Here is a 15,818-nt window from a genome sequence, read left to right on the forward strand (position 1 = left end):
GTCGCTTTTTTTATTGTTGTTATTTTTCAGTTCCTGAAGGATATTGTTCCATAATCTTAGAAACAAACTCTTTTATGCGTTCTTCTTTTTTCTCTGATTTCCGGGTTAAAAACCCTGTGCCCATACCTTGCCAAATTAACTCCTTTTTCTTTGCATTAATTAAGTCTACAAAAAGTACACCTTCTGTGCGTGTAGAAACCGATGGCTGATTCCAGCCCCAGCCCCAACCTGGACCAAAGCCCCATCCGCCCCAGCCCCAGGGTCCCCATCCACCCCAGCCCCAGGCACCCATGCCCCAAGCATTGTTGTAAACGTCTACACGTTGGTTGGATTTGGTAAATATGCTTATTAACACATCTGGATCTTCAGATTTTGTAAAGCCCTTAGCCAATAGTTCTGCTTCAATAGCGCGTAAAATTCGGCGTTTATCAATATCATTAATTTCAGCTTTGTCAATACCAGTTTTAAAAAACGCAAACGTTTTAAATTGGTTAAAATCGGTTTTTCTGTCATAGTCTGTAGATACACGAACAGAAGAACAAGAGCTTGCTACTATGAGAAGGGCAATAAGCGGTAAAGTTTTAAATAATTTTTTCATAACAAATATATTTATTTTGAATCTCGGTTACATTAAGAGATGTCACTCATTTTATTGGAATTAGCATCAAGAATCATACCATAAATGGTGTGATTTTAGCGTTTAATCGTGCCGGTATTTTTATTAAATCCGTATGGACAATGTCTGCATCCGCTTTCACAACAATACCCACGTTTTAAATGGTACTGTTCAGTAAAACACCTGTAACCTTCAGGTGTTAGGTAATAATCACCTTCTTCAATGGGGATAATCTTCTTCATAGTTTTACAAAGATAACGTAAATTGGATTGATTTTTGGGGTACAAAGGTTATGATTCTTATTTCAAAATACATAGTGCCAAAAGGTTACACAGGTATTGCGCTATATCCTTTCATTTTTTTTGGGCATCCAAAATCAAAATTAAATAAGGTTTTAGTTAATCACGAAAAAATTCACTTAAGGCAACAGTTGGAGCTGTTAATTTTACTGTTTTATATATGGTACCTAGTAGAGTTTTTGATAAGGTTAGTACAGTTTAAAAATTGGTACATGGCGTATAAGAACATTTCTTTTGAGCGTGAAGCTTATGCAAAAGAAACCGATTTTAACTTTTTAGGGAAACGTCGATTTTGGAATTTTTTAAAGTATCTTCGTGTGTGATGAACTTTGATTTTGAGCATACTCCTAATCAGGAAATTAAACTTTCCACAGCAAATAAAGTACACCTATTTTTAAAGCGAGAAGATGAAATGCATGCTTTTGTTTCGGGGAATAAATACCGAAAGTTAAAGTATAATTTAAAAGAGGCTGAAAAACGGGGTTACAAAAACTTACTAACCTTTGGTGGTGCATTTTCAAATCACATAGCTGCAGTGGCGTTAGCGGGAAGCGTGTTAGGGTTTAAAACTATTGGTGTGATTAGGGGAGAAGAACTACAATCTCAAATTGAAAATAATCCAACATTGCGTTTTTGCCAAGAGCATGGTATGGAGTTTAAATTTGTTTCGCGGGAGTCTTATCGCAACAAGACTTCTAATGCCTTTATAAAATTGTTAAAAGAAGAGTTTCGTGAGTTCTATTTAATTCCAGAGGGAGGTACCAATGCATTAGCGGTTACGGGCTGTGAAGAAATTTTAACTACTCAAGACAAGGGTTTTAGTTATGTATGCTGTCCAGTTGGTACAGGGGGTACTATTTCGGGGATTATCAATTGTTCAAAACCCAGTCAACAAGTTTTAGGTTTTCCAGCTTTAAAAGCTTCTTTTTTACATAAAGATATTAGTAACTTTGTGCAGAAGACCAATTGGGATTTAATTACAGATTACCATTTTGGAGGATACGCTAAAATAAACACGGATTTAATAGCCTTTATTAATCGGTTTAAATTAGAAAATAATGTTCAGCTAGACCCAATTTATACGGGTAAAATGATGTTTGGTATTTATAGTTTAATTGAAAAAGGATTTTTTCCCAACGGTTCAAAAATTTTAGCAATTCATACAGGAGGTTTACAGGGTATAAGCGGTATGAATATGGTTTTAAAAAAGAAAAAATTACCCTTAATTCAAGTTTAATGAAACGATTATTAGTTCTAATATCTTTAGTTTTTTTTGTGTTTAGCTGTGGTTCTAAAAAAACTGTAGTTACTAAGAAGCCTAAAAAAGAAACTACTGAACGCGTGGTGGTTGAGAAAAAGGAGGTTGCCGAAAACGTTGAAACGATTCCCGAAACCTCAAATATGAGTGCAACTGAAGCTTATATTAAAGCATACAAAGCTATAGCGCAAAAAGAAATGACGTTGTACAATATCCCTGCTAGTATTACCTTGGCTCAGGGTATACTAGAGTCGGCTTCGGGAAAAGGAAGGCTTTCGGTTGAAGCAAACAATCATTTTGGTATTAAATGCCATACTTGGACAGGAGCAAAAATTTATCATGATGATGATAAAAAAGGAGAATGTTTTAGAAAGTACAATAGCCCTAAATATTCGTTTAGGGACCATTCTTTGTTTTTAACATCAAGAAAACGTTATGCTAGTCTATTCGATTTAGAAGTTTCAAATTATAAATCGTGGGCTAGAGGCCTAAAAGCAGCTGGTTATGCAACCGATAAAAAGTATCCTCAAAAACTGATTAGTTTAATTGAGCGTTATGAGCTATACAAGTATGATGATGAGGTGTTAGGAAGAAATTCCTCAGAACGAAAATTTACTGAAGAAAAAAGTATAGAATACACGGTACATACGGTTGTAAAAGGTGATACGTTGTACAATATTTCTAAACGTTATAATATTACCGTTAAGGAGTTGCAAGCTTTAAATAATATAAAAGGAACTAGTATTGCAATAGGTCAAGAATTAAAGGTAAAATAGATAAAATTCCAAATGATATATAAACGCAGTAGTGCATTGTTTGCAGAGGCTGAAAAAGTAATTCCGGGAGGCGTAAATTCTCCTGTAAGGGCATTTAAAGGCGTAGGAGGTACACCAATTTTTGTAAAAGAAGCGCAAGGTGCTTATTTGTACGATGAAGATGGTAACCGCTTGATAGATTATATTAATTCCTGGGGACCAATGATTTTGGGGCATGCTTTTAAACCTGTGGTAGATGCCGTAATCGAAAAAGCCAAGAAAGGAACTTCTTTTGGGATGCCAACTGAGATTGAGACAAAAATTGCAGAACTTGCTGTGTCTATGGTGCCAAACATAGATAAGATTCGTTTTGTGAATTCAGGAACAGAGGCCTGTATGAGTGCCATTCGTTTAGCAAGAGGGTTTACAGGAAAAGATAAAATAATCAAGTTTGCAGGTTGTTATCATGGACATTCTGATGCCTTTTTGATTCAAGCAGGTAGTGGCGCTAGTACATTTGGAACACCTAACAGTCCGGGCGTAACACAGGGTACAGCAAAGGATACTTTATTGGCTAATTATAATGATATTGATAATGTAAAAACATTAATACAAGCTAATAAAGAAGAAATAGCGTGTATTATAATTGAACCTGTGGCGGGTAATATGGGGTGTATTCCTCCTAAACCAAACTTTTTGGAAAACTTAAGGGCATTATGTGATGCGCATAACATTTTATTAGTTTTTGATGAAGTAATGACGGGGTTTAGATTAGCTAAAGGTGGTGCACAAGAGCTTTATAATATAAATGCAGATATTGTGTGTTTTGGTAAAGTAATTGGAGGCGGTTTGCCTGTTGGTGCTTTCGCTGCTAGAGATGAGATTATGAACCATTTGGCACCTTTGGGGCCAGTGTATCAAGCAGGAACCTTGAGTGGGAATCCGTTGGCAATGGCAGCAGGTTTGGCAATGCTAAATACTTTAAATGCAAACGATGATGTTTTTGTAAGACTGGCTGAGAAAACGGAATATTTACATAAAGGCATTTCTAACGTTTTAACTAAAAATGAAGTAAAGCATACCATAAACCGTGTAGGGTCTATGATTTCTGTTCATTTTGACGAGAACGAAGTTTATGATTTTGATACTGCCGCCAATGGAAATAACGATACATTTAAAGCCTTTTTTCACGGATTGTTAAATGAGGGCGTGTACATAGCGCCTAGTGCATTTGAAACCTGGTTTATTACTGATGCATTAACGTACGAAGATTTAGATTTTACAATAAACGCAGTTGGCAAAGTAGCGAAACAGATATAAAAAAACACCTCAAACTTGGAGGTGTTTTCAACTAAACAAAAATCACTAATAAATAAAATTCAAACTCAATCTATGCTTTTTTGAGAGCTTTCTTTTCTTTTAATTTGTTTTTCATTTTCGCATGCTTTTTAGCCATCATGCGTTCCCACTTTGTATATTGTTCATCGTTTAATATGTCTTTCATTTTAGCTTTAACGGCTATTTGATGATCTAATCTTTTGTTAGCCATTTCCAGACGTTCCTCTTTGGTAGGTTTTTGTGTGTTTCCACTTGCTCTTTCTGCCTTTCTTTCTGCCATGTGTTCCTTTCTTAGCTTTGCGTTTTCTAAGTTAACCTGATAGATATTCTCTTGTTGGGCGTCTGTTAAATCTAAAGCTAAAGTCATTTTTTTTGTCTGAATGGTGGCAATTTCTTCAGCACTTAGATTCATGCCCTTTTTATTTTTTTGATGCCCTTGGGCGAATGTGATTTGAATTGCACATAGCGCCATTACAACTAAAACTAATTTTTTCATGATGATGTCTTTTTTAAATGTTTGCTTCTTAGACCATAACAAATAAAGATGGTTTAAAAAGCATCCAAGTTTTAACGTAAGATTAACAGGAATACGGGAAGCCTTACTGCTTAATAAAAGGCAGGTTTAGTGCAATGCCAGTCTGGAAGTCTGGGGCGTTATTTACATCTAAATCCTGTTTAAAAAACAGGGATAATTTGTATTTGGATGTGGCGTAAGTATAAATTAGTGTCCAGTCTGATAAGGTATTGTACAATGTAGCGACACCGTTGTGCCAGCCACCGTTTATTTCTTGCCATTTTCCTAAAAGCCTGTAATACCCTGCTTCCTCTTTTTTATTAAAACGGGATTGTATGTGATAATTAACCCCAAGGGCATTATAGTTGCCTTTTTTCGTGTATTTGGTAAACTCTATGTGCCCTTCAAAAGTAGCTAGGAGTCTATTGTTCCCTAAATCAATATTATCGTTTCTAAAGTTTAAAAAGTTTTTACGTAAGAGGCTGCCGCCCAATCCAAAATTTAAAATGTTTTGATTTTTAAAAATGACTTGCTTTACAGAATTTATGGAAATACCATAGTCTAAAGCACTATTGAATTTAGAGGTGTTTACACCAAGGTGGCTCCCAATGTTTACATATATGTGTTTGCTTTCGTTTCTTAAGAAGTCGGGATAATAAAAATGGTTAAGTTCAAAGCCTCCTACAAAAAAATCGTTGGCCTTTAGTTCTAAAGTCCTGCCATTTCTATCTAGATAGTTAAAGTTTACTTGGTTTAACCCGTAAAAGCGTCTACCAAAAGGGTCTTCGCCACCAGCAATGTTACTGTGAAACCATTCAATAGTTTCATCACTGGTAAAAAAAGAAAATGGGTATTTTCCTTTACTGATTATGTAGGATCTACATGTAATGCCCAGTTCGCTTTGTTTGCTTAGCGCTATATTATAATCGAAACGGAATTCCTTTATAACGGCATCAATAACAATATTCATGTAATCTGCTGGTGTGGTTTCTTGGTCTATAAAGTTAAACCTTCTGTTAAACCAAATAACATTGCTTAATTCCTCCCTAACAGCAGGGTCTTTAGGGAAATGAGCTTCTACAAAGGGATGAAAATTATTGCCACTGGTGTAATTAATTAACAGTGTGGGATTTTTGGGAGGTGCAATTTTAAAATTATTGTTAATGCGAGCACTAAAAATCCCAAAATGGTGTGTCGCTAATATACTAGGTCTGTCTATGCCATTTTTAAAGACTATACTGTCTTGTTGTTGCGCGTAGCATAAGATGTGGTTTACAAAACAGAAAATGATTAGGGACTTTCTTAGCATCAAACAAATATAAAATATTTTAGAGTTCTGTTGATGCATGTTGTATGAGTGTTAAGGTAGTTGTGTAAAGTGGTTGCCTGGTCATTTTACTTTTTAACCAAGCATAGAAACTCATTACAAAAATATCTTCTTGCTTTGGTGTTAGCCATTCAAAAGATTGCTCAACTTTGGTTTTAAATATTTCTGAAGTAGCATTTTCGGGTGTTTTATAATAAGCTTCAACAAGTGTTAGGTAGGTTATGGCACGATCTTGTTTGATAGATTTTAAATATTCGTAATGTTGACGTTTAAAACTTAAAAGTTTAGAATCTACCAGATTAATGTTTCCCAATTCTATGTGTAAGAGTATCTCCATGAGGTTTTTTTTAATAACCCATTCTTTACCCGCTTTTTTAGAATACCATGCATCGCTATGGTAAAATTTACTTAAAACTTGATGAGCTTTTTTTAGAGCATCGTTTTGAAAATAAAACATGGCTAAAGTAAGATGGATGTCTAAAATAGATTCTATATCTACGTGTTTTGTTTTTAAAAAAGGTTCAAGAATTGCAATGGCTTCTGTTTGCTTATTGGAAAAGTTATAGTTTAAAGCTAAAAGTAAATTGTATTTTAATAGAAACATATTATAGTATTTGTCCTCATATTTTAACATAAGCGTATGCATTTGGTTTAAATAGTTTTTGGAGGTTTTAAACTTCTTGTTTCTAAACAGTGTGTTTGCAATATGATATAAGATTTGAATATGGTAATACGGTTGCTTTTCTTGAGCTTTATATGATAATATATTGTTGTAGTTGTGAATTAGGAAGTTTTCTATTTTTAAATTCTCATTGGAGGCAAATGCCGAAAACGTGACAATGCTAATAAGTTGGTAGAGCGATTTAAAAGAGAGCTTGTTAGTGATGTTTAAATTGTATTCTTCCAAAATACTTTGTAGTATGGTTTGAAAATCTGAACTATCTTCTCTAGCGAGTTTGTATTTAATTTTGGAGTAAATAATATTCAATTGGTCTTCCAAAAGATGTTGCGCTTTGTTTTTGTTAAATCTTTCAATGAGTTGATTTAAGTTTATTAAAGGATTTGTGTGCGCATATTGTATTTGGGTGTGGTATATTTCATTTAGAAGAGAAAATAGATGGTGCTCTACAGATATCTTTTCTGCCTTATTTAAAATTCTAAACGCAACTTTATATTGTTTTTGCTCAAAGTAATTTCTGGCAGCAAGAATATATCGTATAATTTCCATTTGAAGTGAATTCTCATCTTCCAAACTTGAGTTTGCAGAAAAATGAATGATAGATTTAAACAAGCGTTTCCTTAGGGCATGGTAAGCGTTTGTTTTATTGTTATTACTGCCGTAGAGTTTTAAACAAATATCTTTGGAGTCTAAATCTTCATTTTGAAGTAGTTTGAAGAGTTGGATGTTTTTAATATCCTTTCGTTTATTCTTTTTTTCCAGATATGCAATAAATTTCTGCCCATCTTCTTTTGAAAATGATGCAACCATGTGGTTTAAGTCATTCATTTAATCGTCATTAAAAAAATGTTTATATCAATAAAATTAGAAAAAAAATGATATTAATATACAAAATATATCGTCAGTAATATTTAAAAACTGTCGATTGTAGGTTTAAAATGTTTCGCAATTTTGAACCGTAATCATTAAAACAAAAATTATGAATTATCAAACCACAGTTTCGGTTGAAGAAGATTTAAAAAAATCGAAAATAAAAAAGAAAACTAAAGTTTTTGATCAAAAACCAACATCAGCATTTATTGGCGCATCTTGGTCCACACTTCTCATAGGTATGGTATCCTATTGTATAGGATTATGGAATGCCGATATGATGCAAAACGAGAAAGGCTATTATTTTACCATTTTACTTTTTGGATTGTTTTCAGTGATTTCGGTTCAAAAAGCAGTGCGCGATAAGATGGAAGATATTCCAGTTACTCCTATTTATTACAGTATAAGCTGGTTTACTACAATAGCTTCCATAGTGCTTCTTGTTATTGGCTTGTGGAATGCAGATTTATTGTTAAGCGAAAAAGGGTTTTATGGGATGTCTTTTCTGTTAAGTCTTTTTTCAGCTATTGCAGTACAGAAAAACACAAGAGATGTGCAATATATAGATAGGCAGTTAGAAGATGAAAAATAATCTAAAATGTCATTTAAATCAAAACACAAAACACTAAGGGTTGTTTTGATGGTTGGTTAGTTAACCCTAAACCCTGTGGCTTCGTCTATGGGGTTTTAAAAGATATAAAATGAGCAAGCGTTTAAGACCTTTAGTTTTAGTTTTTTGTGGTTGGATTACTTTGATAATGATGCTATTTGTGCCAATTGGAGGAGGGGGTGTCTCTCTAATTTTAGTACTATCCGTCCCAATTTTAGTTGTCATGGGGGTTTTGTTCGGAGTAAGTTATTGGTATTTAGACAAAAAGAGTAATAATAAAACCTTAAAGACTGTAATATTCTACATCATGATAATTGTATTGTTGGGTCTAGCTTTTATGTATTATCCATATTAATATCAATGAGAATGAAATCAGATCTTACCAAACATTTAATAGAGTTCTCAAAAACAGTATTAATTTCAGAGCGTAGACGTACTCTGGAAATTATAGCAGTATTGCTAACAGCAATGGGTAAATTCATTTTCATGGATCATCTCAATTGGAGATTACCGTATGTAGTAGTTGCAATTTTGGCATGGAGTATCTATGTGTATTGTCGTGCTTCAAAAGAAAAAGGTATTTTAAAATATTGGGGCTTTAGAACCGATAATTTTAAAAAAGCAACAAAGTTTATTGTGCCTTTTGTTTTTGTAGCCGTATCAAGCTTTTTTATAATTGGATGGTACCAAGATACATTAAATGTTACTTGGCACGTATTGCCGTTACTTCTAACCTATCCAATTTGGGGAAGCATACAGCAGTTTTTGACCATTGGTTTAATTGCTGGGAATTTAAACCATTTAAGAGTGCATAAATTAATAGTGGTTATATTAACAGCTATTCTGTTTTCTATAGTGCATTACCCATCTATGTGGTTAATGTTTGGAACTTTTATCCTCGCATTATTCTATGGTTATATGTACTTAAAAGTGAAGAATATTTACGTTATGGGTATTTGCCATGGGTGGTTGGGAGCATTGTTTTATTACACAGTAGTTAATCAAGATCCATTTCAGGATATTTTTATGAACTATTTTACCTAGGGGATTTTCCGTATTTTAGTAAGCAAACAGGTTTTTTATGGCATATTGGATATCTACCATAATTACTATTCTTGTAATTTACATTGTAATTAGTGTTGCATTGTATTATTTACAGGATTACTTTTTATTTAAACCTGAAAAATTAGCCAAGGACTTCCAGTTTTATTATGAAAATCAGGATATTGAAGAGCATAATCTTGAAACTAGGGATGGTGCTATAATTAATGGCTTGCTATTTAAACCTAAAGAGAAGTCGAAAGGGATTGTACTGTATTTAAAGGGGAATTCTAAAAGTATAAAAGGGTGGGGGAAATTTGCAGTAGATTTTACAAGACATGGTTATAATGTATTGATGATAGACTATAGGGGGTTTGGTAAAAGTACTGGGAAACGTTCCCAAAAAGCCATTAAAAGAGATTTGCAGCGCGTTTACAATGAGATAAAAGAACGCACTACAGAGGACAGGATTATTCTTTACGGACGCTCCTTAGGTTCTGGGTTTGCAGCAAAGTTAGCGTCCATGAATAACCCTAAAATGCTGATTTTGGATGCGCCTTACTATAGCTTAACCAAAGTAACCAAACGCTATGCGCCCTTTATGCCCTTATCGGTTTTAATTAAATATCCGTTGCCAACATACAAATGGTTAAAGTACGTGCAATGTCCCATCCATATTATTCATGGTACTAATGATAAGTTAATACCTTATAAAACAAGTGTAAAGTTGTCTAAGGTAAACCCTAAATTAACCAAGTTACATACCGTGATTGGTGGTGGACATAAAAACCTAAATACTTTTGAGTCTTACCATCTTATGATTCATGATATCTTAACCAGTAAACCTCAAAATATAGATTTGTCAACCACAAGTATTAATGTTAAACACGCCACAAAATCCACTAAAACGAAAGCTTAAAAACATTTTTTTCGTTTTAATAAGTTTTTATGTCATGATTACTGCCGCATTATATTTTATGCAAGAAAGACTTTTGTTTTTACCTTCGGTTTTAGAAGATAATTATCAATATGAATTCAATTATAATTTTGAGGAATTGAATTTTAAAACAGATGATGGGGCTTTGCTAAATGCCATTCATTTTAAAGTAGAAAACCCCAAAGGAGTTATTTTATACTTTCATGGTAATGCGGGCGATTTATCACGTTGGGGTGCAATTACAGAATTTTTTGTTGAAAAAGATTATGATGTATTGGTAATGGACTATCGTACTTATGGAAAGAGCACAGGAAAGTTAAGAGAAAATGCATTTTACAGTGATGCACAATTATTTTACGATTTTTTAAAGACTAAGTACAATGAAGGAAATATTACTGTTTATGGACGCTCTTTGGGAACAGGTATTGCAACCTACATCGCTTCACATAATACACCTAAACAGCTAATTTTAGAAACCCCTTATTATAGTATGGTGGATGTAGGCAAACATCGGTTTCCTTTTTTGCCTGTAGAAACGTTATTGAAATACAAATTTCCTACTTATCAATTTATACAAAGCGTAACTTGCCCAATAACGATGTTTCATGGATTAAACGACCGTGTAGTGCCTTATAAAAGTGCAGAGAAACTATTTAAGGTAATTCCAAAGGGAAAAGGGGTTTTAGTGACGATTGATGAAGCAAATCACAGTAATATTATGGAGTTTAAAACGTATCATAACACTATTGAAGAATTATTGCTGTAGCTTTAAGATATTGAAACACAAATGCTAAGAAAATCTTAAAATTTGTATGGATAAGTTAAACATTTGTAAACTGTTGTAAGGAATTGAGAAAAATGTCGTCTATTTGTACAAGTTTAGTTTAAGTTTAGTTTAGTTAAAGCAAAAGCCGATGAAATTACTACAAAATCATCGGCTTTTTTTAGTGTTTTTTTACTTATATTGGAAGTAATATTGATTAATAAAATAGCATATCTATTAATAAAAAACTGAAAAGTATAAAATGTTTTATTGCCAGATTAAGAAATGAGAAGAGAAATTGAATAAAGATTCTTCTAAAGATGACAATAAGTATTATTAGTGCAATTATCACTATAATTTTAACCCTTTTAATCAGTTTGCTTTTTTTGTTTTTTTGTATGAGAGATTTGCGGATTTCTTCATGATTTTTTTTTCTTTCATGATAATTGAAATTATTCTTACTAATTTTTCCTTGTTTGTCTAGATAGTTCAGTACTCCCAGACTTCCAGCTTCAATTAGAAATTTTTTTTCTTCTTCGCTTAAGTTAAATTTTAAAACAGAAATAGGGTCAGTGTCAATTATTATAATTTTATTTTCATGTTTTCGTAATACTTCATAATCGTTTTTTTCAATTGATAATGAAACTAAATCCTTTATCATCGAGATTATAGCGTTTTGTTTTTGGGGTAACTTATATTTTTCACTGCCTAGATATAACCCTAAGAAATCCGCATAAGGAGAATCTTCTAATATTTTATCTATTGGAAAATTATTTTGTAAACCACCATCATATACGTTGAATCCATTTTCTCTTTGAGGTGTAAAAATGAATGGAATAGACATACTGCACCTAACGGCGAATGTAGCTGAGTTATTTTTCTCATTATTATTGGAATCAAAAACAACTGCTGATTTAAATCTTCTGGAGGCGAAAACTGTAATTCGGTTACCAGTAATTTTATAGATGTCTTTTAATTTAATTTGATAATACTTGTCAAACTTCTCGTTTAATAAATCATTTAGCCATTCGCTAAAGGTATGTGCAGTGTAAAAACCATGTTTAATTAATAGATTAAACCACTTTTTTACAGAAGAAGCGTCTTTGAAATCATTGAAGTTTTTATTTTTTAGAACTTTTTCTAATTCATTATTTGTAAATCCTGAAGCTAGAAGTATTGCGGAAATAGCACCAGCAGAAGTTCCTGCGTACCAGTTAAAACTGTAATATTTCTCTAGTTCTTTTAAGGCTCCTACATATGATAAACCTTTTATCCCACCACCTTTCATTATAAGTGCTCTTTGTAAACTTTTATACACTCTTTTTAAGGTTTTATTTAGTTCTTTCGCAGCCCTCAGATTTTTGACATTTAATTCAGTTAAAACATCTAATATCAAATCAATGGCTTTTTCATCTAGATCTCTATTATTATATTTTACTACGACTGGAAACCATTCTGAACTTATTTGTAAAAAGTTTTTGTCGGTAATTTTTGGTCTTATATTTTCATGGAAATGTGTGATTAGCTCTATTCCTCTTAATATATCTTCGTTGCTAGACATAACTAGAAGAATTAATCTTTAGAATAATAATGGACTATTGTAACGTCATCGATGTCGATAGGAGCGTCAATGTCGTTATATAAAACATCAGGTATATCCTCAAGGCTTTCATAATCATTACCTATCTTTATTCCATCTCTATCCAAAACCCTATAAAAGTGTTTTAAAACACCTTTCTTTTGTAAAATATAAAGTGATATGTCTACAAAATAAGGAGGGAATACAGAATAAAACTTATCAGCACGCAAATCTCTATTAGGGTTTTCGGAAAACCACTCAATAACTTTTTTTATCATAGGGGAATATTTCCCTAAATTGTTATTTTCATCAAAGATATTTCGCAATATTTCGTCTGACATAATTGTATTCTTTCAAACTTATTCTTGAGGAAATTACGATTTCATTAACAGCGTCTATTCCAATATAAACATTAATATTGGAAGAAAGTTCTCCTTTTGATCCTGATTTTAAAAAAGTCATAACAACTCCTGAACCTTGTCCACCGTTATTAATAAAGTTGTCTATGGTATTGCTCCTTAAAGGAGAACTAAATACAGTTTCTTTATCTTTATTATGAGGTCTAATAGTAGTAATGCCATCTAATTTATCAATGAGATTTGTCCTTTTTACATTAAAGACCTTGGTTTTATTGGCGTCTTTGAGGATTTTAGTTATTGCTTCTTTTAAATCAATAATAAGAAAATCTTTATTTATATCATAAGCATTGAGCATTTGCGTATTAATACTTACACGTGAATTTATTTTTCCGTTTTTATCAAAATTTACACTTCTGGTAATTTTATATTCTAAGGTGTTTTTTTGTCCTTCCCAATGAACAATATAAGCAACTCTCTCACTTCTTTTTTTGTATACTTTTCTTAAATAGTCTCCATCTCTTTCATCCTTATGATAATAATATTTTTCTATAACATCATACATTTTGGCAACCCAAGTATTTTCTACTCCTTTATTAGGGTATCTGAAATCAGACCATTCAATACCGGAAGGATTCCCTATCAATTTAGGAAAAGAGTCATGTTCATTAAATGAAAATAACTTTTCTTTAACGAAATCGCCATTATTTAATTTGGTTTTGATTTCTTCGTTATGAGATTTATATAGGTAAATGTATTGGTTTCCATACTCTTCAGCTTCTTGAATTAAATTCAATATTATGTCATAGGAAATAACATCGTTTCGTAAAGCGTTTAAACAGGATTCAATCATGTCATCTTTACTACCGCTTAGTTTAATAATTTTTTTATTAGATTCCCAATAATCTTTAAGTAGGTTATGGAGTTGCTCTTTCGTCAAAAGATCATTTAATAATATTTTTAATGAGTTTAGATCTCTTGTGTTCATTATGTTGTGATTAAAGATTGATATAAAATTTGATTTATTTTTATTTCTATCTTCGGGAGATTATGAAATAACAATATAAATAAAAAATTTTATTGTACAAGGAAAAGTATCTGTAAATAAAAAGAAAAAACTTACTTTTCTTAATCTTCTATATCGAGTTCATATACCAAAAGGTTTAGATTTAAAAGTATTTTAGCTAAACCACTTCCACAAACAACCCTTCCTCGGTCTTTTCAACTTTGGCTAAACTGTTTTTCGTTAATTCTTTAATGGATTTATCCCATTTTTTGTTAGATAAACCAGATTGTGATTTTAAATCTACCAATTCCAGTTTTTCAACTTTAGTTAAAATCTCCAAAACAGCTTTTGCATCATCACTAATAGCCAATGGTTTTTTCTCTGGTTTCATTTGTGGGAAGAACAATACTTCTTGTATAGATTGATTATTTGTTAAAAACATAATTAATCTATCCATACCAATACCCATTCCAGAGGTTGGCGGCATGCCATACTCTAGAGCACGTAAAAAATCGTAATCTATAGTTGCTGTAGCTTCATCATCGCCTTTTTTGGCTAATTCTAGTTGGTGTTCAAAACGCTCACGTTGATCAATAGGATCATTCAGTTCGCTATAAGCATTAGCAATTTCCTTACCGCAAACCATTAACTCAAAACGCTCCGTTAATTCTGGGTTTTCACGATGTTCTTTACACAATGGACTCATTTCTTTTGGGTAGTCGGTAATAAATGTAGGTTGAATATAATTACCTTCGCATTTTTCGCCAAAAATCTCATCAATTAACTTCCCCTTTCCCATAGTGTCATCCACTTCAATACCCATGTCTTTAGCTGCTTTCCGAATTTCTGCTTCAGATTTTCCAGTAATATCAAATCCAGTAAAGTGTTTTATAGAATCTGCCATGGTTACTCTGGCATAAGGTGCTTTAAAGTCTATTTCGTACTCGCCAAAAGTAGCTTTTGTAGTGCCGTTAACAGCAGTGGCACAATGCTCTAAAAGCTGCTCGCAGAAATCCATCATCCAGTTGTAATCCTTATAAGCTACATAAATTTCCATGGCTGTAAACTCAGGATTATGGGTGCGATCCATACCTTCGTTTCTAAAGTTTTTAGAAAACTCGTATACACCATCAAAGCCACCAACAATTAATCGTTTTAAATATAACTCGTTAGCAATTCGCATGTATAAAGGAATGTCTAAAGAATTGTGATGGGTTATAAAAGGGCGTGCCGCGGCTCCTCCTGCAATAGGCTGCAATACAGGTGTTTCTACCTCAAAGTAACCAGCGTCATTAAAAAAGGATCGCATCGCGTTGAACAGCTTGGTGCGCTTTACAAAAACATCTTTTACATGTGGATTTACTACCAAGTCTGCATAACGTTGTCTGTAACGTAATTCAGGATCGTTAAACTCATCGTAAGTATTACCATCAGCATCCGTTTTTGGTAATGGTAGCGGTTTTAAGGCCTTGCTTAATAAGGTAAAGTCTTTTACCATTACTGTTTTCTCACCAACTTTTGTAGTAAACAGTTCGCCTTCAATTCCTATAAAATCCCCAATATCTAGAAGCTTTTTGTAAACATCGTTGTATTTGCTTTTATCATCTCCAGTGCAAATTTCATCTCTGTTAAAGTACACTTGTATACGTCCTTCACTATCTTGAAGCTCAGCAAAACTTGCGCTTCCTTGGATACGACGAGACATTAATCTACCAGCAATAACCACATTTTTCCCTTCCTCAAAGTCCTGTTTTATATCCTTTGAAGTCTCTTTTACAGGAAATAAATCCGCTGGATATGGGTTAATGCCTAGGTCTCTTAATTTTGCGAGTTTGTCGCGTCTTACCAATTCTTGTTCTGAAAGCTGCAT

Annotated in this window: 17 protein-coding genes; 8 read left to right on the forward strand and 9 right to left on the reverse strand. The window is 32.8% G+C overall.

Annotated elements, in window-relative coordinates:
- Window positions 1-19 precede the first annotated feature (19 nt).
- Complete coding sequence (locus JS605_RS11050) at window positions 20-598, reverse strand: DUF4136 domain-containing protein (protein ID WP_203257782.1); 579 nt, start codon at window positions 596-598, stop codon at window positions 20-22.
- A gap of 95 nt (window positions 599-693) precedes the next feature.
- A complete protein-coding gene (locus JS605_RS11055) occupies window positions 694-858 on the reverse strand; it encodes a DUF5522 domain-containing protein (RefSeq protein WP_203257783.1) in 165 nt (54 codons plus the stop codon).
- A 379-nt stretch (window positions 859-1,237) separates the two neighbouring features.
- Between JS605_RS11055 and JS605_RS11065 the strand changes: the two genes are divergently transcribed.
- Genes JS605_RS11065 through hemL form a run of 3 tightly spaced genes read left to right on the forward strand, consistent with a single transcriptional unit; the run spans window position 1,238 to window position 4,248 of the window.
- Window positions 1,238-2,152, forward strand: a complete 915-nt coding sequence (locus JS605_RS11065; protein WP_203257785.1) for a 1-aminocyclopropane-1-carboxylate deaminase/D-cysteine desulfhydrase — start codon at window positions 1,238-1,240, stop codon at window positions 2,150-2,152.
- The gene (locus tag JS605_RS11070; RefSeq protein WP_203257786.1) at window positions 2,152-2,949 is read left to right on the forward strand and encodes a glucosaminidase domain-containing protein; all 798 of its coding nucleotides are present in this window, start codon (window positions 2,152-2,154) and stop codon (window positions 2,947-2,949) included. Before JS605_RS11065 ends, JS605_RS11070 begins: the two co-directional genes overlap by 1 nt.
- A gap of 12 nt (window positions 2,950-2,961) precedes the next feature.
- The gene (gene hemL / locus JS605_RS11075; RefSeq protein ID WP_203257787.1) at window positions 2,962-4,248 is read left to right on the forward strand and encodes a glutamate-1-semialdehyde 2,1-aminomutase; all 1,287 of its coding nucleotides are present in this window, start codon (window positions 2,962-2,964) and stop codon (window positions 4,246-4,248) included.
- A 70-nt stretch (window positions 4,249-4,318) separates the two neighbouring features.
- Here the strand turns inward: hemL and JS605_RS11080 are convergent, their stop codons facing one another.
- From JS605_RS11080 to JS605_RS11090, 3 genes are all read right to left on the reverse strand, one after another.
- On the reverse strand, window positions 4,319-4,762 hold the full coding sequence (locus JS605_RS11080) for a hypothetical protein (protein ID WP_203257788.1): 444 nt from the start codon (window positions 4,760-4,762) through the stop codon (window positions 4,319-4,321).
- Between the two features lie 103 nt (window positions 4,763-4,865).
- Window positions 4,866-6,089 (reverse strand): hypothetical protein, encoded by a 1,224-nt coding sequence (locus tag JS605_RS11085; RefSeq protein ID WP_203257789.1) that lies wholly within the window; start codon window positions 6,087-6,089, stop codon window positions 4,866-4,868.
- 19 nt (window positions 6,090-6,108) lie between these two features.
- A complete protein-coding gene (locus tag JS605_RS11090; RefSeq protein ID WP_203257790.1) occupies window positions 6,109-7,614 on the reverse strand; it encodes a hypothetical protein in 1,506 nt (501 codons plus the stop codon).
- Between the two features lie 151 nt (window positions 7,615-7,765).
- On the opposite strand from JS605_RS11090, the gene yiaA reads away from it, so the two are divergent.
- The 5 genes from yiaA (at window position 7,766) to JS605_RS11115 (ending at window position 11,010) form a co-directional block, all read left to right on the forward strand.
- Window positions 7,766-8,248: an inner membrane protein YiaA gene (yiaA, locus tag JS605_RS11095; RefSeq protein ID WP_203257791.1), complete on the forward strand. Its 483-nt coding sequence runs from the start codon at window positions 7,766-7,768 to the stop codon at window positions 8,246-8,248.
- 109 nt (window positions 8,249-8,357) lie between these two features.
- Window positions 8,358-8,621 (forward strand): hypothetical protein, encoded by a 264-nt coding sequence (locus JS605_RS11100; RefSeq protein ID WP_203257792.1) that lies wholly within the window; start codon window positions 8,358-8,360, stop codon window positions 8,619-8,621.
- A gap of 11 nt (window positions 8,622-8,632) precedes the next feature.
- Window positions 8,633-9,310, forward strand: a complete 678-nt coding sequence (locus tag JS605_RS11105) for a CPBP family intramembrane glutamic endopeptidase (RefSeq protein ID WP_203257793.1) — start codon at window positions 8,633-8,635, stop codon at window positions 9,308-9,310.
- Window positions 9,311-9,347: 37 nt separating this feature from the next.
- On the forward strand, window positions 9,348-10,226 hold the full coding sequence (locus JS605_RS11110) for an alpha/beta hydrolase (RefSeq protein WP_203257794.1): 879 nt from the start codon (window positions 9,348-9,350) through the stop codon (window positions 10,224-10,226).
- A gap of 58 nt (window positions 10,227-10,284) precedes the next feature.
- Window positions 10,285-11,010, forward strand: coding sequence for an alpha/beta hydrolase (locus JS605_RS11115; protein WP_239000326.1), 726 nt, complete (start codon window positions 10,285-10,287; stop codon window positions 11,008-11,010).
- A gap of 214 nt (window positions 11,011-11,224) precedes the next feature.
- Here the strand turns inward: JS605_RS11115 and JS605_RS11120 are convergent, their stop codons facing one another.
- The 4 genes from JS605_RS11120 to lysS form a co-directional block, all read right to left on the reverse strand.
- Complete coding sequence (locus JS605_RS11120) at window positions 11,225-12,568, reverse strand: patatin-like phospholipase family protein (RefSeq protein ID WP_203257796.1); 1,344 nt, start codon at window positions 12,566-12,568, stop codon at window positions 11,225-11,227.
- 11 nt (window positions 12,569-12,579) lie between these two features.
- Window positions 12,580-12,927, reverse strand: a complete 348-nt coding sequence (locus tag JS605_RS11125; RefSeq protein WP_203257797.1) for a hypothetical protein — start codon at window positions 12,925-12,927, stop codon at window positions 12,580-12,582.
- Window positions 12,896-13,930: a hypothetical protein gene (locus JS605_RS11130; RefSeq protein ID WP_203257798.1), complete on the reverse strand. Its 1,035-nt coding sequence runs from the start codon at window positions 13,928-13,930 to the stop codon at window positions 12,896-12,898. The genes JS605_RS11125 and JS605_RS11130 overlap by 32 nt, the downstream gene beginning before the upstream one ends.
- Before the next feature lie 196 nt (window positions 13,931-14,126).
- Entirely contained in the window at window positions 14,127-15,818 is a 1,692-nt protein-coding gene (gene lysS, locus JS605_RS11135; protein WP_203257799.1) for a lysine--tRNA ligase, read from the reverse strand.

The sequence above is a fragment of the Hyunsoonleella ulvae genome, from assembly GCF_016827605.1.
Classification (GTDB): Bacteria; Bacteroidota; Bacteroidia; order Flavobacteriales; family Flavobacteriaceae; genus Jejuia; species Jejuia ulvae.

Bases quoted from the DNA above. Each gene is read 5' to 3' on its own strand.
- JS605_RS11070 (WP_203257786.1), top strand. From the start codon at position 2,152: ATGAAACGATTATTAGTTCTAATATCTTTAGTTTTTTTTGTGTTTAGC.
- JS605_RS11055 (WP_203257783.1), bottom strand. From the start codon at position 858: ATGAAGAAGATTATCCCCATTGAAGAAGGTGATTATTACCTAACACCT.
- JS605_RS11115 (WP_239000326.1), top strand. From the start codon at position 10,285: ATGCAAGAAAGACTTTTGTTTTTACCTTCGGTTTTAGAAGATAATTAT.
- JS605_RS11125 (WP_203257797.1), bottom strand. From the start codon at position 12,927: ATGTCAGACGAAATATTGCGAAATATCTTTGATGAAAATAACAATTTA.
- JS605_RS11110 (WP_203257794.1), top strand. From the start codon at position 9,348: ATGGCATATTGGATATCTACCATAATTACTATTCTTGTAATTTACATT.
- JS605_RS11090 (WP_203257790.1), bottom strand. From the start codon at position 7,614: ATGAATGACTTAAACCACATGGTTGCATCATTTTCAAAAGAAGATGGG.
- JS605_RS11065 (WP_203257785.1), top strand. From the start codon at position 1,238: ATGAACTTTGATTTTGAGCATACTCCTAATCAGGAAATTAAACTTTCC.
- JS605_RS11100 (WP_203257792.1), top strand. From the start codon at position 8,358: ATGAGCAAGCGTTTAAGACCTTTAGTTTTAGTTTTTTGTGGTTGGATT.
- hemL (WP_203257787.1), top strand. From the start codon at position 2,962: ATGATATATAAACGCAGTAGTGCATTGTTTGCAGAGGCTGAAAAAGTA.
- lysS (WP_203257799.1), bottom strand. From the start codon at position 15,818: ATGCAGCTTTCAGAACAAGAATTGGTAAGACGCGACAAACTCGCAAAA.
- JS605_RS11085 (WP_203257789.1), bottom strand. From the start codon at position 6,089: ATGCTAAGAAAGTCCCTAATCATTTTCTGTTTTGTAAACCACATCTTA.
- JS605_RS11050 (WP_203257782.1), bottom strand. From the start codon at position 598: ATGAAAAAATTATTTAAAACTTTACCGCTTATTGCCCTTCTCATAGTA.
- JS605_RS11080 (WP_203257788.1), bottom strand. From the start codon at position 4,762: ATGAAAAAATTAGTTTTAGTTGTAATGGCGCTATGTGCAATTCAAATC.
- JS605_RS11120 (WP_203257796.1), bottom strand. From the start codon at position 12,568: ATGTCTAGCAACGAAGATATATTAAGAGGAATAGAGCTAATCACACAT.
- JS605_RS11130 (WP_203257798.1), bottom strand. From the start codon at position 13,930: ATGAACACAAGAGATCTAAACTCATTAAAAATATTATTAAATGATCTT.
- JS605_RS11105 (WP_203257793.1), top strand. From the start codon at position 8,633: ATGAAATCAGATCTTACCAAACATTTAATAGAGTTCTCAAAAACAGTA.
- yiaA (WP_203257791.1), top strand. From the start codon at position 7,766: ATGAATTATCAAACCACAGTTTCGGTTGAAGAAGATTTAAAAAAATCG.